Consider the following 22,001-nt stretch of genomic DNA (forward strand, 5'->3'; position numbering starts at 1 on the left):
TCTCCTTCAGCCTGCGACCGGTGCGCCGAGGGCGACCTCGACCGGACGCACCCCGTTGCGGATCTGCTCGAACTCCTTCAGGTGCAGCAGCGCCGCCTTGGCCTGCCAGCGGGGGCGGGCCATCTGGTCGTTGCGGGTCGGCACCGGCTGCGGCGACTCGCCCTTGGCGTACTGCGCGGCGTTGGAGCCGATGCCGCGGAACACCTCGGCGTCGAGCAGCGGGGACTGCGGGAACAGCTCCAGGTTCGACAGCCGGGCGAGGTCCTTCTGGTGGATCATCGTGGTGCCCCGCGACAGCAGGCCCACGCAGATCCCGGAGCCGGACAGCTTCGCGCCGGTGTGGGCGATGGCCGCCAGGTCGGCGGTGTCCCACACCCGGATCAGCCGCGACGTCACGCCCTGCTCCTCGATGCCCGCCATGAGCTGGCGCAGCACCTCGGCGTGCGGGACGTTGACGATCGTGCGGGTGAAGAACCCGGCGAACGCCGGGGACACCGCGATGACGACCTCGTCGGGCCGGGTGCCGCGCTCGGCGGGCCCGATCTCGGTGAGCGACAACGGGTTCTCGGTAGCGATGCTCACGAGACCTCCTCCTCGGGGTTCTCGGCGCTGGTGACGTGGCGCAGCTTCTTCAGGGCGTTCCACCGGTCGCCGGTCAGGCGGTAGCCGGTGCCGGGACCGGCGTAGTCGTTGGCGTCGTTGATGGCGGCCTGCGGGACGAAGTTCTCGTCGAGGATCGCCGAGGTCTGGAGCAGGTCGCCGGACACGCGCTGGCGCAGGACCTGCAGCAGGTTCTCCGCGACGTCGTGGAAGCCGGTGCGCTCCAGGATCTTGACCAGGTCGAGGCCGGTGATGCCGCGGTCCATGACCGACTGGGCGCCCTTGAGGTCCTCGAGGACCTCGCGCAGCGGGTAGTCGGCGCTGGAGTTGGCGTAGGTGGCCGCCTCGATCTCCTCGTCGGTGATCCGCGGCAGGTCCAGCTCGGCGAACACGGCCTGCATCGCGCGGGCCGCCTTCTCGCGCACCGCGAGGATCTCCGGCTCGCGGACGTGCCGCAGGCCGCCGTCGATCTGCAGGTCGCGCTGGATGGTGTTCCAGTCGTCGTAGTCCTCGACGTCGAGGTTCGACCCGGCGAACATGTTGTCCGAGTTCGGCACGCCGGAGAAGCCGGAGCACACCAGGTCCTGGCCGGACAGCAGCTGCGGCATGAGCCGGCTGGTGCGGCGCATCGCCGAGTGCGAGAACGACTGGTCGTTGCCGGCCGCGCACTCGAGGTCGACCATGTTGCAGACCAGGTTCTCGGCGGCGACGGCACGGATGCCGCCGGGGACCGCGCCCGGGACGCCGATGCAGCTGATCGAGCCGTTCTGCAGGCCCTGCACCCCGGCGCCCTTGGCCATCAGGATGCAGCGGATCTCGAGGAACAGCATGGAGCGGCCCTCGGCGTTGCCCATCTGCACCTCCGACCCGGTGCCCGAGGTGAAGCGCATCTTGATGCCGCGGGAGGCGTAGGCGCTGGCCAGGAACGACTTCGACCACGGGGTGTCGTCGCCGTCGACGAAGACCGACTCGGTGCCGTAGACCGAGATCGTCTCGGCGTAGCCGGTGATGCCGCGCATGCCCAGGTCGAGCTCGGTGGCCTCCTCCAGCGCGCACTGGGTGATGACACCGCCGCGCCCGGACTGGGCACCGACCTGCAGGCCGATGGCGACGAGCGGGGCGTAGCGCAGGACGCCGAGGGTCGTCTCCATCTCGGCGAAGCCGCGCAGCGCGGCCTCGGCCGCGTCGGCCGCGACCTGGATGGGGTTGTCCCGGGCGCTGGTGGAGTGCGCCTGGTTGGCGGGGCTGCGACGGGCCCGCATCTTCTGCATCGACATCATGATCTCGACGACGTTGAGCAGCTTGACGACGTCGAGCAGCTTGGCCGGGGTGAGACCACGGGTGATGTCGAGCAGGTCGGCCCGGGTCACGCCCGGGTCGACGAGCATCCGCGCGATGTCCTTCGAGGGGATCGCGGTGGCCCGCTCGGCGACCTCGACGTCGATCGCGTGGTCGGCGATGAAGGTGTCCATGAAGTCGAACGCGGCGCGCTCGCGCCCGTCCATCTCCACGATCACGCCGTTCTCGACGCGGACGCTCGGCTGCGGGTCGAAGTCGCTCTCCATCGCGACGAGACCCTTCTCCGGCCACTCCTCGACGAAACCGTCGAGGTTGACCGGGCGGGACTCGAGCATGTCGGTGCGCTTCGAGGTCCGGGCCCCGGTCGCCGGGGTGCCCACCTCGGGGAGGGTGCTGGTCATCGGTCAGTCTCCTTCGCGGGCGAGCAGGTCGCGGGCGGCGTAGACCTGCGCGGCCTCGCGGACGAGCGCGGCACAGGTGGCGGCGGCGTAGTCGTTCTCCAGCCGGTCGGCGATCTCCGCGAGCCGGGCGGCCGACGAGGCGCGGGGCCGCAGCGCGTTGTAGATCGCGAGGACCTCGTCGTCGGGGACGGCGGTGAGCTCGGCGGCGCGCCGCATGTTCTCGGCGAGCTGGCGGCGGCCGACCGCGTCGGAGATCTGGCCCTGCAGCTGCAGCGTCTCGGCCGAGATGCGGAGGTCCTCGTTGCGGATCTCCCCGGACACGACGGCGGCCATGGTGACCTCCGCCAGCGGCCGGCCGGTCGGGGTGCGGAGCAGGTCGGGCCGCTGCACGGACAGCGGGTAGTCGGTAGGGCCGAGGGTGGTGGTCATCGGGTCTCCTCCAGGCGGGACGGCAGGGGCTGCTCGACCGGGGCGTCCGGCTGCGGGACGCGGCCGACGGGGACCTCGCCGGTCGCGGCGGCCTCCAGCTCGGCCGGGGCGAGGAAGCGCTCGACCAGCAGGACGAACGCGCCGCCACCGATCAGACCGCCGAGCAGCGGGGCGACGATCGGCAGCCACCAGTACGGGACGCCTGCGCTCGTGACGAACGCGGTGTCGTAGCCGGTGACGAACGAGGCCAGGCGCGGGCCCAGGTCACGGGCCGGGTTGATGGCGTACCCGGCGTTGGCACCGAAGGCGATGCCGATGCCGACGACCAGGAACCCGATCATGAAGGGCGCCATGTTGGCGCCGGGCGGGTTGTTGAGCGCGTTGGTCAGCGCGAAGATCACGAAGACCAGCAGGGCGGTGCCGACGATCTGGTCACCGAACGCGGCGAAGATCGTGACGTGCTCACCGGGCAGGGTCGAGAAGATGGTCTGGGTGGCGACGGTGTGACCGGGGTCGACCGCGGCGATCGGGCCGGCGTAGACGGCCCGCACGACGAGGGCGGCGAGGAAGGCGCCGGCCGTCTGGGCCAGCGAGTAGGGCAGGACCTTGCGCCAGGAGAAGCCCTTGAACACGGCCAGTGCCAGGGTGACGGCCGGGTTGAGGTGGGCACCGCTCACACGGCCGGCGATGTAGACGCCCATCGTGACCGCGACGCCCCAGCCCCAGACCAGGGTGCCCCAGTCGCCCGCCTTGCCGTCGGAGGTGACGACCTGGGCGACGGTGCCGCAGCCGATGAGGATCAGGACGAAGGTCCCGGCGAACTCGGCTGCGAGCTCGCCCGCGTCCCCGCGCCTCACGCGAGTGCCGCGACGGCGGCCTCGGCCACCGTCACGTCCTGCTCCACCGAGCCGGCGCTGACCCCGACCGCGCCGACGAGCTCGCCGTCGCGGTGGATCGGGATGCCGCCACCGAAGATGACCATGCCGCCCGCGGTGTGCTCGAGGCCGTAGAGCTCGGCGCCGGGCTGCACCAGCGGGGTCAGCGCGGCGGTCGGCAGGTTCATCAGGATCGACGTGCGCGCCTTGCGCTGGGCGATGTCGATGCTCGCGCGGATCGCGCCGTCCTGGCGGGCGAAGGCGAGCAGGTGACCGCCGTCGTCCACGATCGCGACGTTCATCGGCTGGCCGATCTCGGTCGCCTTCGCCAGTCCGGCGGCCAGCGCCTTCTCGGCGTCCTGGAGGGTCAGTCGCTGCATCCGGGCCTCACTCCTCGTCGAGTCGAGCTGCCCGGTTCCGTACCGGGCCACGACGAGGACGCTATGAGCGCGGTCACCGGTGAGATATGAGGACTCTCCCTACCTCACCCCCACCCCCACACCCTCCGGGGAGGGCCGTATGGCCCAGTCGGCGCCGGTGCGGAGGGGTCGACGGATCGGTCGCCGCAGCGGCGTCGACCGGGTGGCCCGGCCGGCCGGCTGCGGCGACGGCGGCCACGCCGTCAAGCGTGCGGGCCGGGGTGCCGTCGCTCAGTTGCCCGCGCCGAAGCGGGCGAGCATGGTCCGGTTGCGGGCGCCGGTCTTCCGCAGCACCGCACCGACGTGCTTCTCCACCGTCTTGACCGAGATGGCCAGCCGGGTGGCGATCTGCTTGTCCGCCAGCCCCTGCTCGACGAGTGCGCGGACCTCCCGCTCCCGCAGGGTGAGCGTGTGCTGGCCGCGGGCCGGCTGCAGGCCGGTGGGCGGCAGCACGAGCGAACCCGCCGTGTACGGGGTGGGCGGGTCGGGCCAGCAGGCCCGCACACGTGTCCCCCACCCGGGGACGCTGTCGATCTCCAGCCGGCCGCCCGCCGCGCGCACGGTGGACTCGACCCGGTCCAGCCCGGACCGGGGCGCGGTGACGGGGTCGAAACCGCGGCCGTCGTCCTCGACGAGCAGGCGGACCGTGCCCGCCTCGAACGCCAGCCCCACCCGCAGCGTGCACGCACCGGAGTGCAGCACCGCGTTGTCGAGCAGCAGCCGCGCGACCTCGTGCACCCCGGTCGCGACGACCGGGTCCGGCACCCGCTCGGTACCCAGGGTGACCACGCCGCCGCGGGCACCGAGAGCGCGCAGCGCACGGTCCAGCTCGGCCCGCAGCTCCGGCAGCAGCTGCGGCGCGGCGGGGGCGGTCGCGACCGCCGGGACGTCGGCGAGCAGCCGGGCCGCCATCACCGCGACGGCAGCCTGCTCGGCGAATCCCTCGACCGCGGCGACGTCGGAATCACGGAAGGATCCACCCCCGCCGAAAGCACAGGCTCCGAGGAGTTCGTCGTCCCACCAGAGGGGGGTTCCGAGCACGTCCGGTGCGCCAGGGCCGTCCCCCTCCACAAGGAGGGTGCGGGGCTCCCGGACCAGACGGGCCAGGACGTCCTCGACCGGGGGCAGCGGGTCCCGGTGCACGACCGGCGCCGGGTCGCCCAGCAACGCGACGGTGCCGCCACCACCGCCCAGCCTGCTGGTCGTGCGCCGGACGAGGTCGTCGAGCAGCGTCGTCACACCCCGGTCCTGCACCGCACCGTGAGTGAGGATCACCCGGTCCTCCCGGTATCCATCTTGCATCTATGTCGCGTTCCTGGAGGGGAACGGTAGGGATGTCGGCCGGGGTGGGCAAGCCTCGCGAACCCGGGCCGGACGTGATCAGGCATCATTCGGACGTGGACGACGGGTCACGGGCGAGCGGTAGCGCCACCGAACGGGCGTACCGGTTCGCCAAGGCCGGGATCCTCGACGGCTCGCTGCCCGCGGGCGAGCTGATCAGCGAGGGTCAGGTCGCGCGGCCGCTGGCGCTGAGCCGCACGCCGGTCCGCGAGGCGTTCCTGCAGCTGCAGGCCGAGGGACTCCTGAAGCTCTACCCCAAGCGCGGCGCGCTCGTGGTGCCGGTCTCCCCCGGCGAGGTGGACGCCGTCGTCGAGGCCCGCGACGTCATCGAGTCGCACGCGATCGCCACCGTCGTGGGGGTCGACGACGAGACCCTGGAGCACATCGCCGCCGCGATGGACGCCGCGATCGACGACCAGCTCGCCGCCGTGGCCGCGCGCGACGAGCTCGCCTTCGTCGAGGCCGACCGCCAGTTCCACACCGTGCTGGTGCGGGCCGGGTGCCGCAGCATCCTGCTGGAGGTCTACGGGACGCTGCGCGACCGGCAGCTGCGGATGAACATGGGCGCCCTCGGTGGCCGCTTCCCCGGCCGGGCCGAGCGCCTGGTCTCCGAGCACCGGCAGCTGCTCGCCGGGCTGCGCGCCCGGGACCGCCAGGGCGCCGTGGCCGTGCTGCGGGTGCACCTGGCCGGCACCCGGGCGTCGGTCCTGGGCGCCCCGCCGGCGAGCGCCTGAGCCGCCGGGCCTCAGCCCCGCAGCACCCGCACCACGACCGTGCGGCTCGCGCGGTCGTGCCAGCCGCGGCCGTCGGTGTCGCGCAGGAACGGCGGCAGCACCACCGCGATCATCGCGGTGCGCAGCAGCGCCCGCGGCACGCCGACGTGGGTCGCCATGTCGGTGCGCGCGACCCGCATCCCCAGCGCGAGGTGCCCCGGCGCCGTACCGAGCACCGACACGGACAGCGCGGTGATCACGAACCAGGTCCCGAGGACCCACCAGCTGAACTCCGGGGTGCCGAGCGCGTCGACCCCGGCGACCAGCAGCACCAGCAGGTAGGACAGGAACCAGTCGAGGCAGACGCCGGCGACCCGGCGGCCGAACCCGGCGACGGAATAGTGGCCGGTCGCCGGCAGCCCGAGACGCTCGCCGGGGTGTCCGGCCGGGGCGGAGCCTCCGGCGGATGAACCGGGGAGCCAGGACTCGATCCAACGGGCCATGCTCTCTAGCGTAGGCGCCGTAGCCGCACCACCGAGCGGGACCGGACCGGACACCGATGACGAACGTGATCGATGTCGCGGTCGGGTCAGTTAACGTCGGTGAAACAGGTGAGTGATGGGTGAGCAACACGCCACTCCTACCGTCACCCACGATCTCCACCAGCGAATGAAGGAGCCCAGAGAGTGTTCAGCAACGCCGAAGAGGTACTCAAGTACATCTCGGACGAGAAGGTCGAGTACGTCGACATCAGGTTCTGCGACCTGCCCGGCGTCATGCAGCACCTCACCGTCCCCGCCAAGACGGCCGGCGACCTCCTGGAGAACGGTGCCGCCTTCGACGGCTCCTCCGTCCGCGGTTTCCAGGCGATCAACGAGTCCGACATGGCGCTGCACCCGGACACGACGACCGCCCGTCTCGACCCGTTCCGCAAGCACAAGACGCTGAACATCAACTTCTTCGTGCACGACCCGATCACCGGTGAGCCCTACTCCCGGGACCCGCGGAACGTCGCACGCAAGGCCCAGGAGTACCTGGCCGCGTCCGGCATCGCCGACACCGCGTACATGGCGCCCGAGGCCGAGTTCTACGTCTTCGACTCGATCCGGTTCGGCACCGACCCGCACCAGGCCTACCACCACATCGACTCCGCGGAGGGCTGGTGGAACACCGGCCGCGAGGAGGTCGGTGGCAACCTGGGCTACAAGGTCAACTACAAGGGCGGCTACTTCCCCGTCCCGCCGGTCGACCACTACGCCGACCTGCGCGCCGACATCGTCACCGCGATGCAGGCGTCGGGCTTCGAGGTGGAGCGCGAGCACCACGAGGTCGGCACCGCGGGCCAGGCCGAGATCAACTACAAGTTCGACACGCTGCTGCGTGCGGCCGACGACGTCATGCTCTTCAAGTACCTGGTGAAGAACGTCGCGTGGCAGAACGGCAAGACCGCGACCTTCATGCCGAAGCCGCTGTTCGGCGACAACGGCTCGGGCATGCACGTGCACTCGTCGCTGTGGAAGGACGGGCAGCCGCTGTTCCACGACGAGTCCGGCTACGGCGGACTGTCCGACACCGCGCGCTACTACATCGGCGGCCTGCTGCACCACGCGCCGTCGCTGCTGGCGTTCACCAACCCGACGGTGAACTCCTACCACCGCCTGGTCCCGGGCTTCGAGGCCCCGGTCAACCTGGTCTACTCCGCGCGCAACCGCTCGGCCTGCATCCGCATCCCGCTGACCGGTGACAGCCCGAAGGCCAAGCGCGTCGAGTTCCGCTGCCCGGACTCGTCCGGTAACCCGTACCTCGCCTTCTCGGCGATCCTGATGGCCGGCCTCGACGGCATCAAGAACAAGATCGAGCCGCCGGCGCCGATCGACAAGGACCTCTACGAGCTCCCGCCGGAGGAGGCCAAGGACATCGCGCAGGTCCCGGCCTCGCTCGGTGCGGTCATCGACAAGCTGGAGCAGGACCACGACTACCTGCTCGAGGGTGGCGTGTTCACCCCGGACCTGATCGAGACCTGGATCTCCTACAAGCGGGAGAACGAGATCGACCCGCTGCGGCTGCGCCCGCACCCGTACGAGTTCGCCCTGTACTACGACGTCTGATCGAGACGTGCCGCTGACCGTCGGGTCGGCGGGATGACGGCGGTCGACCCGGCAGGATGCCTGTCGGGTCGGCCGCCGTTCGTCGTTCTCCCACGGGGCCCGGCCGGGGACCCCGGGCTCGCGTCAGAGGCGTTCGACGCGGTCGGCCTGCGGGCCCCGGTCGCTCTGACGCACCGCGTAGCGGACGCGGTCGCCCTTCTGCAGCGGCTCCGACCCCGCGATCACCGACACGTGGACGAAGAGGTCGTCGCCGCCGGCGTCCGGGGCGATGAAGCCGAAGCCGCGGTCCTCGTCGTAGCGCACGACGACGCCCTCGCCACCGCGTGCGGGCACCTCGCGCGACGCCGGCCCCGAGGCCGCGGCGGGTGCCGGCCGCTTCGGCGCCGGGGGCTCACCGCTGCGGACCAGGTGCACGTCACGGGCCTGCGGGCCCCGGTCCCCGTCGGTCGTCACCTCGTAGGCGATGCGGTCGCCCTCCGCGAGCCACGTCAGCCCCTCGGCCAGGGCCCGGGCGTGGACGAAGACGTCCTCGCCGCCGGAGTCGGGGGTGACGAAGCCGAAGCCCTTGTCCTCGTCGTACCAGGCCACCGTGCCGTCGGCGTCGTCCGCGGTGTCGTCGGTGGCGGGCAGGCCTGCCCCCGCTCCCAGCGGGATCACGTGCCCGGCCTGCGGACCGCGCTCGCCCTCGACGACCAGGAAGGCCACCCGCTGTCCCTCGGTGACCACGCCGCCGGTCACGATGGCGGAGCTGTGCACGAAGATGTCGGCGCCGCCGCCGTCCGGGGACGCGAAGCCGTACCCCTTCCCCGGCTCGTACCAGTTGACGGTGCCGAGCAGGCCCAGGGCGCTCTCGGCAGCCTCCGCCGTGACGCGCACCCGCAGCGCCTGGGGTCCGCGGTCGTTCTCGCCGACCTCGAACTCGACGACCTGGCCCTCGCGGAGCACCGGCGCGCCGCCGCCCCCGACGATCTCCGACGCGTGCACGAACACGTCCGGCGAGCCGTCCTCGGGTGCGAGGAAGCCGAAACCCCGTTCGGCGTCGAACCAGCGGACGGTCCCTTGCGGCATCGAGAACTCCAGATCGGGAAGGCGGGTCACTGGCCCCAGTCTCCCCGACGGACCCCGCGCTCCCTCGGGCCGGGCCCACGGGCCGGCGGTGCGAGGCGGGCCGGCGGTCCGGGTGCCCCCCCCCCGCCACCCGCAGCGCGGCGGCCGGCGGACGGGGCCGGACATACGTCGGCGCCCGCCCGGAGGGTCTCCGGGCGGGCGCCGACGAGGGTGTCACGCGCGTGTCAGGCGCGGACCTTGCGGCCCACGATCACGCGGTAGATCGCGAGCAGGATCAGCGACCCGACGATGGCGAGCAGCCAGGTCGACAGGTTGAAGAACCCGCCGAGGCCGACGCCGAACACCGCGCTGCCGATCCAGCCGCCGAGCAGCGCGCCGACGACACCCAGGATCAGGGTGACGATGATTCCGCCCGGGTCCTTGCCCGGCATGATGGCCTTGGCGATGGCGCCCGCGATCAGCCCCAGCACGATCCACGCGATGATGCCCATGTCTGTCTCCCTCGCTTACGGTCCGTTCGTGACGAACCGAATCTGACCGGTCGGCATCGAGTGACCCGTGGGGGTCGTGGCGAAACGTCCCCGGTGGTCACCGTTCGGATGCGATCAGGAGACGGGAGAACGTCGGCCCGCTCCGGCTGCTCCGAACGGCACCGTGGAGACGCCCGTCCGCCGACCGGTGTGCGGCCGTCGGCACCACGCGGTTCCCGATGTCGTGTAGGACGTCGCCGACGCTAACCACTGCCGGTCACGGAAACATCGCAGAACACCCCTGCCCCACCATCAGGTGCCGGAGTTCGCACGGTCGGGGTCTTCCCGGATGCGCGCGCGTCACGAGGCGGTCACGGCGGACGGATGCGACCCCCGCTCAGGGTCAGGTCCGCTCGGAGCATCCCGGACGCGGAATCGGTGCAGAGATCATCTCACCGACCGCGTCCGCGGATTCGTTGACAGGGGTGGGACGCGAATGCTTGACTCAGAGCTACCGTGTTCCAGGTCACACGGAGTGAGGGCCACACCGGCTCGGCCACTCCGCTCGGTGACACCGCCCGGGTGTCCAAGGAACGGCACCGGTCACGCGCGACCCTCTGCGTCACCCTGCGCCCTGCGGCGCGACCACGAACGTGCACGGTCCTTCCTCGGCGGCAGGATCGTGTCCCCTCCGCGCCCCCGGGCTGACCTCGTCGCCCGGGGGTGCGGCACATTCCGGGGCGTCGGGACTACTCGGCGCCGGTGACCGCGACCAGACCGGCGGCCTCGATCCCCGCGAGGGCGGCGGCCTCGTCGTTGAGCGACGCGTCGCCGGTCACCCCGACGGCGCCGAGCAGCGCGCCGGCCGCGTCCTTGACGAAGACCCCGCCGGGCACGGAGAGGATCTTGCCGCCGGCGAGGTTCGCCACCGAGGTGAAGAACTCCGGGGAGTCCGCGGCCCGGGCGGCGATCGCGCGGTTGGTCATGCCGAGGGCGAGCACACCGCTGGCCTTGGCGACGGCGAGGTCGGGGCGCAGGAAGCCCGAGCCGTCCTGGCGGGCCAGGGCGACGATCGCACCGCCCGGGTCGAGCACCGCGACCGTGAGCGGGTTGAAGCCCTGCTCGGTGCCGTGGGCCAGGGCAGCGGCGGCGATGGTCTGGGCCTGCTCGAGGGAGATCGTCATGCCGCGAACCCTGCCATCACCGCGGCGCCCATGCCCACCCCGGCCTCACGCAGCGGGCAGGACGGCGGTCAGCGCCGGGTGAGGCCCACCAGCGGGATCCTACGGTCGGTCTTGCGCTCGTAGTCGGCGAAGCCGCCGTTGTTCTCCTTGATCCAGGTCCAGATGCGGTCGCGGTCGGCGTCGTCGAGCTCGCTCGCGTGCACCGGGACGGTCTCGACCCCGCCCTCGCCGTCGGCGATCTCGGCGGTGACGTCCGGGTTCGCCATCAGGTTGTGGAACCAGGCGGGGTGACGCGGGGCGCCCGCCGCGGAGGCGACGACGACCCAGCGGTCACCGTCGGCGAACCAGCGCAGCGGCGCGATCCGCTCGGCGCCGCTCTTCGCACCGACGTGGTGGACGAGGATCATCGGCAGGCCGGCGAACGGCTCGCCGACCCGGCCGTCGTTCTCCCGGAACTCGCGGATCACCCTGGTGTTGAAGTCCTCTGCCATGACCCCATGCTGTCAGGCCGGTGCCCCGCCGGGGGCGAACACGACCCAGCAGGCGGCGAGCGTCGCCGCGAACGCGACGAGGACGAACAGTGCCGCCCACGCCCCGCCGCCGAGCGGGGTGAGCTCGGCGAGCCGGTCGGCGTCGGAGTGGCGCAGCCTGCCCCCGCGACGACCCCGGCGCAGTTCCAGGCAGGCCTTCACCCCGCCGAACAGCAGGAACCAGGTCAGCGCGGCGGCGAACCCGGTCCGCAGGTCGGCCGGGGCGCGCAGCGCGACGAGCACGAGCACCGCCCCGGTCGCGACGACGGCCAGGCCGCCGTAGAGGTTGCGGATCTGCAGCAGCGTCGCGGCGAGCAGCACCACCGCGATCCACAGCATCACCTGCGCCTCGTCCGCGGCGACCAGCACCGCACCGCCGAGGCCGAGCAGCGGCGGGAAGACGTAGCCGGCGAAGAACATCGCGACCACGCCGGGCCCGCGCCCGGCGCCGGTGGAGTGCGTGACGCCGGAGGAGTCGGCGTGCAGCCGGATCCCGGCCAGGCCCCGCCCGACCAGCACCGCGACGAGTGCGTGCCCGCCCTCGTGGGCGATCGTGACCGCAGTGCGCGTCAGCCGCCAGGTCGGCCGCCACGCCACGACCGCCAGGGCCAGCAGCGCGGCCAGCAGCGACGCCGGCCGGGCCGCGACGAGCTCGTACCCGCGGGTGATCACGTCGAGGTCTGCCACGGACCCCAGTGAACCAGCGGGGTCCGGTCACCCCGCGCCGAGGATCTCCTCGACCGCCTCCAGCGCCGAGTCGGTGTCGTCGGCCAGGTACATGAGGTCGACGAAGGTGTGCTCGACGTCGGTGTCGGCGGCGGCCCGGCGCACCAGCGCGGCCGCGTCGGCGGCGGTCTCCCCCGGCTTCGGGTTGACCCGCAGCACCGCGCCGATCGCGTCGGCGGGGCGGCCCGCCTCGGCCGCGGCGGCACGCAGGTCCGCCCAGGGCGCGGAGACCGCGGCGTCGAGGTCGGTGACGTCGGAGGTGACGACCGGCAGGAACCCGTCGGCCCGTTCCGCGATCCGCCGGCGCGCCCGGGGGCTGAACCCGCCCAGGTAGACCGGCACGTGGTGCGGCCGGGCGTGCACGTGCGACGCTCGCGAACCGGCCGGTGAACTCCACCGGGTCGTCGTGCCACCAGGCGTCGAACAGGTCGAGGGTCTCGTCGAGCCGGGCGCCGCGCTCGCCCATCGGGACGCCCACGGCGTCGTACTCCTCGGGCGACCAGCCGATGCCGAGGCCCAGCAGCAGCCGTCCACCGGACAGGTTGTCGATCGTCGCCGCCTGCCGGGCCAGCAGCGCCGCCGGGTACCAGGGCGCGTTGAGCGTGCTGGTGCCGAGCTGCACCCGCGCGGTGACGGCGGCCGCCGCGGTCAGCAGCGCCAGCGGGTCGTGCGCGGCGGTGAACTGCTCGGGCACGCTGCCCGGGCCGCCGGGCCCGCCGCCGTAGCCGACCGTCGGGTCGACGGCCACCAGCAGCCGGTCGCCGGTCCACAGGCTCGCCGCGCCGCGCTCCTCGGCGCCCGCCGCGAAGCACATCGTCCCGTCCACGTGGGCCGCGGCCGCACCGAACTGCGGGATCCCGAAACCGATTCGCACTTGACCTCCAGCCGCTGGAACACCCGACGCTGTACCCCGTGACCGCACCGCGTACCGATGATCACCCTGTCACGCTGACGATCGGGCAGCTCGCCCGGCGCAGCGAGGTCCCCGTGCGCACGCTCCGCTTCTGGTCGGACGAGGGGCTCGTCCCCGCCGACCGCAACGGCGCGGGCCACCGGGTCTACGGACCGGCCGCGGTCGCCCGGCTCGACCTCGTGCGCACCCTGCGCGAGCTCGGCCTGGGTCTGGACGACGTGCGCGCCGTGCTGTCCCGCCGACGGGGGGTCGGCGAGATCGCGGCGGCACACGTCCGGGCCCTGGACGACCGGATCCGGGAGCTGCGGGCGCAGCGCGCGGTGTGCGCGTTGCTGGCCCGCACCGGGGCCGGTGACACCCTGCCCGACGAGCGGAGCGTGACCCTGATGAACGACCTGGCCCGGCTGTCCGCGGCCCAGCGGCAGCACCTGATCGACGACTTCGTGACCGAGACCTTCGCCGGCATCGACGACGACGCGCCGGGCGCGGGCATCGCCACCGGCATGCGGTCGATGCCCGCCGAGCTCCCCGACGACCCGACCCCCGAGCAGGTGGGGGCCTGGGTGGAGCTGGCCGAGCTCGTCGCCGACCCGGGGTTCCGGGCCCGGTGCCGGGAGATGGCCGTCGCCGGCGCCACCGCTCCCGAGCACCGGGAGCAGCAGGCCGACCCGGCCGCGGTGGCCGAGCACGCCGGGGCCGCGCTCGCCGCGGCGTCGACCCGGCGAGCCCGGAGGCGGCCCGGGTCCTCGCCCGCATCCCCGGCGTCGAGGGGCAGGACGCGGCGGCCCGCGCCCGGACCGCGGACAGCGTCGAGCTGTTCGCCGACCGTCGCGTCGAGCGCTACTGGACGCTGCTCGGGGTGCTCAACGGCTGGCCGGCCCGGGAGCCCGCGGTCCCGGCGTTCGAGTGGTTCGCCGCGGCGCTCCGGTCGGCACCGGCCGGTCAGTCCTCGGACCAGCCGTAGAACACCCGCTCGACGACCGCGCGGGCCCGCCGCGTGACGCGCTTGTAGTCGTCGAGGAACTCCCCCGGGTCGCCGCCCGCCGGGTACCCGAGCGCGACGGCGACGGCGGCCAGTTCCCGCCCCGAACGCGGGAGCTGGTCGCCGGGCTTGCCCTTGACCAGCATGATCGCGTTGCGGGCCGCGGTCGCGGTGCGCCAGCCCTCCTCCAGCTCGGCGGCGTCCCCGGCGCTGATCAGCCCGGCCTCCGCGGCCTCGTGCAGCCCGTGCAGCGTCGACGGGGTGCGCAGCTCGGGGACGTCGCCCGCATGCTGGAGCTGCAGCAGCTGCACCGTCCACTCGACGTCGGCCAGCCCGCCCAGGCCGAGCTTGGTGTGGGTGGTGCGGTCCGCGCCGCGGGGCAGGCGCTCGGCGTCGACCCGGGCCTTGATCCGGCGGATCTCCGACACCGAGGCCGCCGACACGCCGTCGGCCGGGTAGCGGATCGGGTCGATCAGCGCGGTGAACTCGCGGCCCAGCGTCCGGTCCCCCGCGATCGGGCGGGCCCGCAGCAGCGCCTGGGCCTCCCACACCTCGCCCCAGCGGGCGTAGTACTCGCGGTAGGAGGCCAGGGTGCGCACCATCGGCCCGGACCGGCCCTCCGGGCGCAGGTCCGCGTCGACCGGCAGCTCCGGATCCGGGCTGGGTGAGCCGAGCAGCCGCCGCACCCGTTCCACGACCCGCGTCGCCCACCGCACCGCGGTGTGGTCGTCGACGCCCTCGGCGGGCCTGCAGACGAACATGACGTCGGCGTCGCTGCCGTAGCTGGACTCGCCGCCGCCGAGGCGGCCCATCCCGATCACCGACAGGACGGCCGGGCGCTCGGACTCCGCGCGCAGCACCGCGTCCAGGGTCGCGGCCAGCACCGCCTCGTTCACCGAGTTCAGCGCCGTGCACACCGCGTCGACGGGCAGCAGGCCGAGCAGGTCGGCGCAGGCGATCCGCAGCATCTCGTGCCGGCGGTAGGACCGCGCCGACGCCACCGCGGCCTCCGGCGTGCTCTGCCGGGCGACGGTGGTGCGCAGCGCCATCGACACCTCGGCCGGGTCCCGGGTCAGCTCCGGGCTCTGCACCCCCGAGGAGGTGGCGAGCATCCGCAGCACCTCCGGCGCGCGGGCCAGCAGGTCCGGGATCAGCGCCGACGTGCCGAGCAGCGTCATCAGCCGCTGCGCGACCGCGCCCTCGTCGCGCAGCAGCCGCAGGTACCAGGGGGTGTCGGCGAGCGCCTCGGACACCCGCCGGTAGGCGAGCAGGCCGCGGTCGGGGTCGGGGCTGCGCGACAGCGAGTCCAGCAGCACCGGCAGCAGCGCCCGCTGGATCGACGCGGCCCGCGACACCCCGCCGGTGAGCGCCCGCAGGTGCCCGAGCGCCCCCTCCGGCGACGCCCAGCCCAGCGCCTTCATCCGTGCCTTCGCCGCCTCCGGGGACAGCACGGCGTCGGCGCCGTCGGCGGCCAGCCGGGACACCGCCGACAGCAGCGGCCGGTAGAACAGCTTCTCGTGCAGCCGGGTGACGCGGCGCGCGTTGCGCTGCCACTCGTCGACCAGCACGCCGACGACGTCGCGGCGCCCGTCCGGGCGGATCCGCGCGGCCCGGGCGAGCCAGCGCAGCCCGTCGGTGTCGTCGGCGGCCGGGAGCAGGTGGGTGCGGCGCAGCTTCTGCAGCTGCAGCCGGTGCTCCAGCAGGCGCAGGAACCGGTAGGACGCGGCGAGGTTGGCGCCGTCGTCGCGGCCGACGTAGCCGCTCTCCGACAGCGCGGCCAGCGCGACCAGGGTGTTGCCCGAGTGCAGGGTGTCGTCGCCCCGGCCGTGCACCAGCTGCAGCAGCTGGACGGCGAACTCGACGTCGCGCAGCCCGCCGCGGCCGAGCTTCAGCTCGCGTTCGCGCTGCTCGGACGGGATGTTCTCGATGACCCGGGCGCGCATGGCCTGCACGTCGCTGACGAAGTCGTCGCGGGTGCAGGCCTGCCACACCATCGGGTCGAGTGCGTCGATGTAGAAGCGGCCCAGCACCGGGTCCCCGGCGATCGGACGGGCCTTGAGCAGCGCCTGGAACTCCCAGGTCTTCGCCCACCGCTTGTAGTAGGACACGTGCCCGTCCAGGGTCCGCACCAGCGCACCCTGACGGCCCTCGGGGCGCAGGTTCGCGTCGACCTCGAAGCAGGCCTCCCCCGCGATGCGCATGACCCGTGACGCGAGCTTCGTCGCAGCCTGGGTGAGCTCCCCGCCGGGCTCGGCGACGAACACGACGTCGACGTCGGAGACGTAGTTGAGCTCCCGGCCGCCGCACTTTCCCAGACCGATGATCGCGAGCCGCAGCTCCTCGGGCGGGTCCTGCTCGGCCGCGGCCACCGCCAGCGACGCCGACAGCGCGGCCTCGGCGAGGTCGGCGAGCTGGGCGGCGACGTCGTCGACCTCCATCACCGGCAGCCCCGGGTCCCCGACGGCGGCCAGGTCGGCCGAGGCGAGGCCGAGCAGCTCGTCGCGGTAGGCCGTGCGCAGCGCGGCGACGGCCTCGGCGCCGGTCAGCGACGCCCGCGCTCCCCCGGCCGTCCCCGGCGGCGGCGCGGCCGGGTCGGCCCCGACCGCGCGCAGCAGGTTCGCGGTGCGCCGGGCCAGGTCCGGCGGCGGGTCCCCACGCTCGGCGGTGTCGGCCAGCAGCGGCCAGCGGTCCGGGTGGCCGACGAGGTGGTCGCCCAGCGCCGTCGACGACCCCAGGGTCGCGAACAGCCGCCCCCGCAGCCCGCGGTCCGTGCGCAGCGCCCGGTCGATCGCGGGCCACGGGGCGGTCTGCGCCAGCCGCTCGACCGCCCGCAGGGCGAGGGACTGGTCGGGGCTGCGGGCCAGCGCCCACATGATCTCCTCGCAGCCGGGCGCCGGCCCGTCGGCCGCCCACCAGCCCAGACCGCGCAGGGTCGTGGCCGCGTCCTCACCGGTGAGGCCGAGCCGGGCGAGCGAGGTCCCCGTGCGACGGTCCATGACCGGTGATCCTGCCCCATCGCGGGCCGCCCTTCCCTCAGGGGCGTTCAGCGGTCAGGCTCGGGGCATGCACGTCGTGATCGTCGGTGGAGGTATCGGAGGACTGACCACGGCCCTGGCCCTGGACCGGGCCGGGATCGGGTCCACGGTCCTGGAGCAGGGGTCCGGCGCGGGTGAGCTCGGTGTCGGGTTCAACCTGCTCCCGCACGCCGTGCGGGTGCTCGACGGGCTCGGCCTGTCCGCGGAGCTGGCCGACGTCGGCATCGCGACCACCGACCTCACCTACGCCCACCGGCTCGGGCAGCCGATCCTGCGCAGGCCCTGCGGGGTGGCGGCCGGCTTCGCGTTCCCGCAGGTCGCCGGGCACCGCGGCCGGGTGCACCGGATGCTCACCGACGCCGTGCGCGCACGGCTGGGGCCCGAGGCGATCCGCACCCGGCACCGGGTCGCCGCCGTCGAGCACTCCGACGGGGGTGTCCGGGTCCGCTTCGCCGACGACGCCCTGCCGGAAGCGACCGGCGACGTGCTGGTCGGCGCGGACGGCATCCACTCCGCCGTGCGGGCCGGTCTGTTCCCCGGCGAGGGACCGCCGCACTGGAACGGGGTGTCGATGTGGCGCGGCGCGACGGACTGGCCGGCGTTCCGCGGGGGCCGCTCGATGGTCGTCGCGGGCGGGAACGCGGCCAAGCTGGTGGTCTACCCGGTCGGCGCCGGCAGCGCGCCGGGGACGGTCCTCACCAACTGGGCGGTGTGCATCGCGACCGGCGCCGACGGCGACCCCGCCCCGCAGCGCCAGGACTGGTCACGGCCCGCCGACCGCGACGAGACCCTCGCCCACGCCCGTCGCTTCCACCTGGACGACGTCGACCACCTCGCGCTGGTCGCCGCGACACCGGAGATCTTCGAGTTCCCGATGTGCGACCGGGACCCGCTGCCGCGCTGGTCGCACGGGCGGGTCACCCTGCTCGGCGACGCCGCGCACCCGATGGTCCCGATGGGCTCCAACGGCGCCGGGCAGGCGATCCTCGACGCCGAGTCGCTCGCCCGACACCTGGCCGCGGGCGGCGACCCGGCGGCGGCGCTGGCCGCCTACGAGGCCGAGCGGCTGCCGATGACCGCCGACGTCGTGCTCCGCAACCGCGTGGGCGGCCCGGAACGGGTCATCGACGAGGTCGAGCGCCGCGCGCCCGACGGCTTCGACGACCTCGACGCGGTGATCACCGGCGAGGAGCTCGAGGAGATCTTCGCCGGTTACCACCGCGCGTCGGGCAACACCCGCTAGTCGGCGCCGGGGACGCTGCCCGGCGGCAGGAAGTCGACGTCGTGCAGCGCCGACTGCCGCACGACCTCGGCCGGGTCGGTCAGGTCGTGCAGCCGGTCGAACAGCGACGCCAGCCGGCCGGCCGGGCTGACCCAGAACAGCGCGCGGGCGTTGCCCTGCTCCTTGTTGTAGTAGGCGTGCGGCAGGCCCTTGGGCATGAGGACGGTGTCGCCCGGCCCGGCCTTCTCCCACTGCCCGTCCAGGTAGAGCGTGAACACGCCGTCGAGGACGTGGATGTGCTCGTCCTGGGTCGGGTGCACGTGCGGCGGGACGCCCGTGCCGGGCGGGTCGAGGGTCTCGAAGGCGAAGCTGGTCTCGCTGACGGCCTTCGCCCAGTAGGTGTGGCCCAGCACGTTCCACACCCGCTTGTACTGGCCCTCGCCGGCCCGCGTGATGCCCTTCGGCAGCGGGCCCAGGATGATCTCGTCCGAGAAGTCGGTCACAGCACGGGAAGATACGTCGCGAGCTCGTGCGGCGTCACGTTCCGGCGGTAGGCGTCCCACTCGGCCCGCTTGTTCCGCAGGAAGAAGTCGAACACGTGCTCGCCGAGGTACTCGGCGACGAGCTCGCTCTTCTCCATGACGTCGAGGGCCTCGGTGAGGTTCTGCGGGAGCAGCTCGTAGCCCAGCGCCCGGCGCTCGGTGTCGGTCAGGGCCCACACGTCGTCCTCGGTGGGCGGGGGCAGCTCGTAGCCCTTCTGGATGCCGGTGAGGCCGGCGCCCAGGATGACCGCGTAGGCGAGGTAGGGGTTGCACGAGGAGTCCAGCGTGCGGACCTCCACCCGCCGCGACGACGACTTGCCCGGCGAGTACATCGGGACCCGGACCAGCGCGGAGCGGTTCGCGTGGCCCCAGGACACCGCCGTCGGGGCCTCGCCGCCGGTGATGAGGCGCTTGTAGGAGTTGACCCACTGGTTGGTGACGGCGGTGATCTCCCGGGCGTGCTTGAGCACGCCGGCGACGAACGCCTTGCCGGTCGCGGACAGCTCGTAGGGGTCGTCCGGGTCGTGGAAGGCGTTGTGGTCGCCCTCGAACAGCGAGAAGTGCGTGTGCATGGCCGAGCCGGGGTGCTCGGAGAACGGCTTGGGCATGAACGAGGCCCGCACGCCCTGGGTGAGCGCGACCTCCTTCACGACGTAGCGGAACGTCATGAGGTTGTCGGCCATGGTCAGGGCGTCGGCGTAGCGCAGGTCGATCTCCTGCTGGCCGGGGCCGCCCTCGTGGTGGGAGAACTCCACCGAGATGCCCATCGACTCCAGCGTCTCGATGGTGTTGCGCCGGAAGTGCGGGGCGACGTCGTGGCTGGCCTGGTCGAAGTAGCCGCCGGAGTCCGCCGGGATGGGCCGGGTGCCGTCGCCGGGCAGGTCGCGCAGCAGGTAGAACTCGATCTCCGGGTGCACGTAGCAGGTGAACCCGGCCTCGCCCGCCTTGTTCAGCGCGCGGGTCAGCACGTGCCGCGGGTCGGCCCAGGACGGCGACCCGTCGGGCATGGCGATGTCGCAGAACATCCGCGCCGAGTAGTGCTCGCCCGAGGCGGTCTCCCAGGGCAGCACCTGGAACGTCGACGGGTCGGGCTTGGCGACCATGTCGGACTCGTAGACGCGGGCGAAGCCCTCGATGGCCGAGCCGTCGAAGCCGATGCCCTCGGCGAAGGCGCCCTCCAGCTCGGCCGGGGCCACCGCCACCGACTTGAGGTATCCGAGCACGTCCGTGAACCAGAGACGGACGAAACGGATGTCGCGTTCCTCGAGCGTGCGGAGCACGAACTCCTGCTGGCGGTCCATGCGGCGGAGCCTAGGAACCCCGTGTTACGCGGAAGTTACCGGGGTGTGCGGGCGACCCGGTCGTGGTCGCCCGCACAGCCCCGGCGACGGCCCTCAGCTCGGCGAGAGCGTGCACTCCGCGCCCTGCGGCGGGAGCGTGAGGTTCACCAGATAGTCGATCGCGAGCTTGTCGGTGCACGCGTCACCCTGCAGCGACGCGGTGTGCTGGTTGCCGTTGACCTTGATCAGGCTGCCGTTCAGCTGCTGGGCCAGGTCGACCCCGGCCTGGTACGGCGTGGCCGGGTCACCGGTGACCGACACCACGACGACCGGCGGGAGCCCGTCGACCTTCGGCGTGTGCGGCTCGCTGGTGGGCGGGACCGGCCAGAACGCGCACGCGTCGCGGGCACCGACCGGGCCGCGGCCGGTGGAGCGGAACGGGGCGGCCTCGTCGGCCCGCGTCGCCAGCTCCAGGGCCTCCGACGGCTCCTTGAGCGCCGGCTGGTTCACGCAGCTGATCGACTGGAAGGCCTGCAGCATGTTCGAGTAGCGGCCCTGGTCGTCACGCTCGTAGTAGAGGTCGGCCAGGCGCATCAGCAGGTCGCCGTTGCCGTTCGCGACCTGCGAGATCCCGCGCTGCAGGGCGGGCCACAGCTGGGAGACGTAGAGCGCCTGGCTGACGCCGGTCTGGGCGTCGGAGAAGCTCAGGACGCGCCCGTCGCCGACCTTCGCGGGCGTGTCGATCAGTGGCCGCATGACCGCCTGGAACGCCTGGGTCGCCTTCGCCGGGTCGGTGCCCAGCGGGCAGCCGGGGCGGCTGGTGCAGTCCTTGGCGAAGTTGTCGAACGCGAGCTGGAACCCGGCGTTCTGCTTGACCGTGGAGTCGATGGTCGACTGCGTCGGGTCGATCGCGCCGTCGAGCAGCAGCGCGCGGACGTTCTGCGGGAACGCCTCGGCGTAGGCGGTGCCGAGCTCGGTGCCGTAGGAGAAGCCGGCGTAGGTCATCTTCTGGTCGCCGACGGCGGCCCGCATGACGTCCATGTCCTTCGCGACGTCACGGGTGCCGACGTTCGCCAGCACGTCGGCCCCGGTGCGCTGGGTGCAGCGCTCGGCGAACTGGCGGCTGTCGGCCTCGGCGGCGGCGACCCCGGCGGGCGAGGGGTCGGCGAAGACCTTCGTGCGCTCCTCGTCGTTCTCCTTGTCGGTGAGGCACTGGATCCGCGGCATGCTGGCGCCGGTGCCGCGCGGGTCGAACCCGACCAGGTCGAACCGGTCCCCCAGGCCGTTGGTGGCCCAGGTGGCGGCCTGGCGCGCGACGAACGAGGTGCCCGAGGCGCCGGGGCCGCCCGGGTCGGCGAACAGCGAGCCGATCTTCGCGCCGGTCGCCTTCTTGCGCAGCAGCGCAATCTGCATGGTCTTGCCGTCGCCGGGCTGGGCGTAGTCCTGCGGGACGGTCACCCGGGTGCAGTCGAACTGCGGGTCGGCGTAGGTCTGCGCGTCGTCCGCGGTGGGGGCGTAGTCCGCGCAGGCGCCCCACTGCAGCTGCTGGTCGTAGAACTGCGCGAGCTCCGGCGGGTTCTGCGCGGCCTGCGGCTGGTCACCGGTGCCCGCGTCGGCGCACGCGCCGACCAGGACGAGGGTCGCCGCGCCGAGCACGGCGAGCGCGGCCGGACGCGTCCGCCGGCGGGCCGCCCCCGGTGTCTCTCGTCGGTGGGCACGTGGTCGCAACAGCCGAGGGAGCATGACCGTGAGCATGCCACCGACCCCCGACGGTGACCGGTCGCGGGTCACGGCCCGGGTGAGGGTGCCCACACCACGGGGCGGTCCGGGCCCGTGCGCTGCCACCCTGGCGTCCGCCATCGAC

At 73.4% G+C, this 22,001-nt stretch carries 21 protein-coding genes and 2 pseudogenes; 4 read left to right on the forward strand and 19 right to left on the reverse strand.

The features are described from left to right. Positions 1-6 precede the first annotated feature (6 nt). The 6 genes from KPL57_RS51370 to KPL57_RS51395 all read right to left on the reverse strand — a co-directional run bounded on the left by KPL57_RS51370 (position 7) and on the right by KPL57_RS51395 (position 5,298). Positions 7-582, reverse strand: a complete 576-nt coding sequence (locus KPL57_RS51370; protein WP_226357700.1) for a propanediol/glycerol family dehydratase medium subunit — start codon at positions 580-582, stop codon at positions 7-9. Continuing rightward, positions 579-2,300, reverse strand: a complete 1,722-nt coding sequence (locus KPL57_RS51375) for a propanediol/glycerol family dehydratase large subunit (protein WP_226357701.1) — start codon at positions 2,298-2,300, stop codon at positions 579-581. The genes KPL57_RS51370 and KPL57_RS51375 overlap by 4 nt, the downstream gene beginning before the upstream one ends. 3 nt (positions 2,301-2,303) lie before the next feature. After that, a complete protein-coding gene (locus KPL57_RS51380) occupies positions 2,304-2,729 on the reverse strand; it encodes a diol dehydratase small subunit (RefSeq protein ID WP_178373437.1) in 426 nt (141 codons plus the stop codon). Next, entirely contained in the window at positions 2,726-3,586 is an 861-nt protein-coding gene (locus tag KPL57_RS51385) for an MIP/aquaporin family protein (protein WP_178373436.1), read from the reverse strand. Before KPL57_RS51385 ends, KPL57_RS51380 begins: the two co-directional genes overlap by 4 nt. Next, positions 3,583-4,035, reverse strand: a complete 453-nt coding sequence (locus tag KPL57_RS51390) for a heme-binding protein (RefSeq protein ID WP_226357702.1) — start codon at positions 4,033-4,035, stop codon at positions 3,583-3,585. Before KPL57_RS51390 ends, KPL57_RS51385 begins: the two co-directional genes overlap by 4 nt. A gap of 219 nt (positions 4,036-4,254) precedes the next feature. Beyond that, on the reverse strand, positions 4,255-5,298 hold the full coding sequence (locus KPL57_RS51395; protein WP_308253129.1) for a LuxR C-terminal-related transcriptional regulator: 1,044 nt from the start codon (positions 5,296-5,298) through the stop codon (positions 4,255-4,257). A gap of 122 nt (positions 5,299-5,420) precedes the next feature. Between KPL57_RS51395 and KPL57_RS51400 the strand changes: the two genes are divergently transcribed. Beyond that, positions 5,421-6,098 carry a GntR family transcriptional regulator gene (locus tag KPL57_RS51400; protein ID WP_226357704.1) on the forward strand — a complete coding sequence of 226 codons (678 nt, stop codon included), beginning with the start codon at positions 5,421-5,423 and terminating at the stop codon, positions 6,096-6,098. An 11-nt stretch (positions 6,099-6,109) separates the two neighbouring features. Here KPL57_RS51400 and KPL57_RS51405 read toward each other — a convergent pair whose 3' ends face one another. Then, complete coding sequence (locus KPL57_RS51405; RefSeq protein ID WP_226357705.1) at positions 6,110-6,580, reverse strand: RDD family protein; 471 nt, start codon at positions 6,578-6,580, stop codon at positions 6,110-6,112. A 183-nt stretch (positions 6,581-6,763) separates the two neighbouring features. Here KPL57_RS51405 and glnA (KPL57_RS51410) point away from each other — a divergent pair, with 183 nt between their 5' ends. Beyond that, entirely contained in the window at positions 6,764-8,185 is a 1,422-nt protein-coding gene (glnA, locus tag KPL57_RS51410) for a type I glutamate--ammonia ligase (protein ID WP_062395988.1), read from the forward strand. Positions 8,186-8,308: 123 nt separating this feature from the next. Here the strand turns inward: glnA (KPL57_RS51410) and KPL57_RS51415 are convergent, their stop codons facing one another. The 8 genes and pseudogenes from KPL57_RS51415 to KPL57_RS68090 form a co-directional block, all read right to left on the reverse strand. Then, positions 8,309-9,061 (reverse strand): cold-shock protein, encoded by a 753-nt coding sequence (locus KPL57_RS51415; RefSeq protein ID WP_374203915.1) that lies wholly within the window; start codon positions 9,059-9,061, stop codon positions 8,309-8,311. Next, a pseudogene (locus tag KPL57_RS51425) lies at positions 9,056-9,253 on the reverse strand (cold-shock protein); the annotation flags it as partial. The gene KPL57_RS51415 and the pseudogene KPL57_RS51425, both read right to left, overlap by 6 nt. A gap of 224 nt (positions 9,254-9,477) precedes the next feature. Beyond that, positions 9,478-9,744, reverse strand: a complete 267-nt coding sequence (locus tag KPL57_RS51430; RefSeq protein ID WP_062395991.1) for a GlsB/YeaQ/YmgE family stress response membrane protein — start codon at positions 9,742-9,744, stop codon at positions 9,478-9,480. A 728-nt stretch (positions 9,745-10,472) separates the two neighbouring features. Beyond that, positions 10,473-10,907: a heme-binding protein gene (locus KPL57_RS51435; protein WP_073574172.1), complete on the reverse strand. Its 435-nt coding sequence runs from the start codon at positions 10,905-10,907 to the stop codon at positions 10,473-10,475. Between the two features lie 68 nt (positions 10,908-10,975). Beyond that, positions 10,976-11,398 carry a nitroreductase/quinone reductase family protein gene (locus KPL57_RS51440; protein WP_226357706.1) on the reverse strand — a complete coding sequence of 141 codons (423 nt, stop codon included), beginning with the start codon at positions 11,396-11,398 and terminating at the stop codon, positions 10,976-10,978. 12 nt (positions 11,399-11,410) lie between these two features. Next, a complete protein-coding gene (locus KPL57_RS51445; RefSeq protein ID WP_226357707.1) occupies positions 11,411-12,124 on the reverse strand; it encodes a M50 family metallopeptidase in 714 nt (237 codons plus the stop codon). Positions 12,125-12,151: 27 nt separating this feature from the next. Further along, positions 12,152-12,526 (reverse strand): LLM class flavin-dependent oxidoreductase, encoded by a 375-nt coding sequence (locus KPL57_RS68085; RefSeq protein WP_308253130.1) that lies wholly within the window; start codon positions 12,524-12,526, stop codon positions 12,152-12,154. A gap of 43 nt (positions 12,527-12,569) precedes the next feature. Then, positions 12,570-12,977 (reverse strand): annotated as a pseudogene (locus tag KPL57_RS68090) (LLM class flavin-dependent oxidoreductase); the annotation flags it as partial. A 98-nt stretch (positions 12,978-13,075) separates the two neighbouring features. On the opposite strand from KPL57_RS68090, the gene KPL57_RS51455 reads away from it, so the two are divergent. Beyond that, on the forward strand, positions 13,076-14,077 hold the full coding sequence (locus tag KPL57_RS51455; RefSeq protein WP_226357708.1) for a MerR family transcriptional regulator: 1,002 nt from the start codon (positions 13,076-13,078) through the stop codon (positions 14,075-14,077). Here KPL57_RS51455 and KPL57_RS51460 read toward each other — a convergent pair. Next, positions 14,019-17,054 (reverse strand): bifunctional [glutamine synthetase] adenylyltransferase/[glutamine synthetase]-adenylyl-L-tyrosine phosphorylase, encoded by a 3,036-nt coding sequence (locus tag KPL57_RS51460; protein WP_226357709.1) that lies wholly within the window; start codon positions 17,052-17,054, stop codon positions 14,019-14,021. The two genes, KPL57_RS51455 and KPL57_RS51460, sit on opposite strands and share 59 nt — an antisense overlap. A 67-nt stretch (positions 17,055-17,121) precedes the next feature. On the opposite strand from KPL57_RS51460, the gene KPL57_RS51465 reads away from it, so the two are divergent. Further along, entirely contained in the window at positions 17,122-18,336 is a 1,215-nt protein-coding gene (locus KPL57_RS51465; protein ID WP_226357710.1) for an FAD-dependent monooxygenase, read from the forward strand. Here the strand turns inward: KPL57_RS51465 and KPL57_RS51470 are convergent. From KPL57_RS51470 to KPL57_RS51480, 3 genes are all read right to left on the reverse strand, one after another. Beyond that, positions 18,333-18,818, reverse strand: a complete 486-nt coding sequence (locus tag KPL57_RS51470) for a cupin domain-containing protein (RefSeq protein WP_226357711.1) — start codon at positions 18,816-18,818, stop codon at positions 18,333-18,335. The two genes, KPL57_RS51465 and KPL57_RS51470, sit on opposite strands and share 4 nt — an antisense overlap. Then, entirely contained in the window at positions 18,815-20,158 is a 1,344-nt protein-coding gene (gene glnA / locus KPL57_RS51475) for a type I glutamate--ammonia ligase (RefSeq protein ID WP_226357712.1), read from the reverse strand. The genes KPL57_RS51470 and glnA (KPL57_RS51475) overlap by 4 nt, the downstream gene beginning before the upstream one ends. A 93-nt stretch (positions 20,159-20,251) precedes the next feature. Then, positions 20,252-21,880 (reverse strand): alpha/beta hydrolase, encoded by a 1,629-nt coding sequence (locus KPL57_RS51480; protein ID WP_226357713.1) that lies wholly within the window; start codon positions 21,878-21,880, stop codon positions 20,252-20,254. Positions 21,881-22,001: the final 121 nt, after the last annotated feature.

Source organism: Pseudonocardia sp. ICBG601, assembly GCF_020496245.1.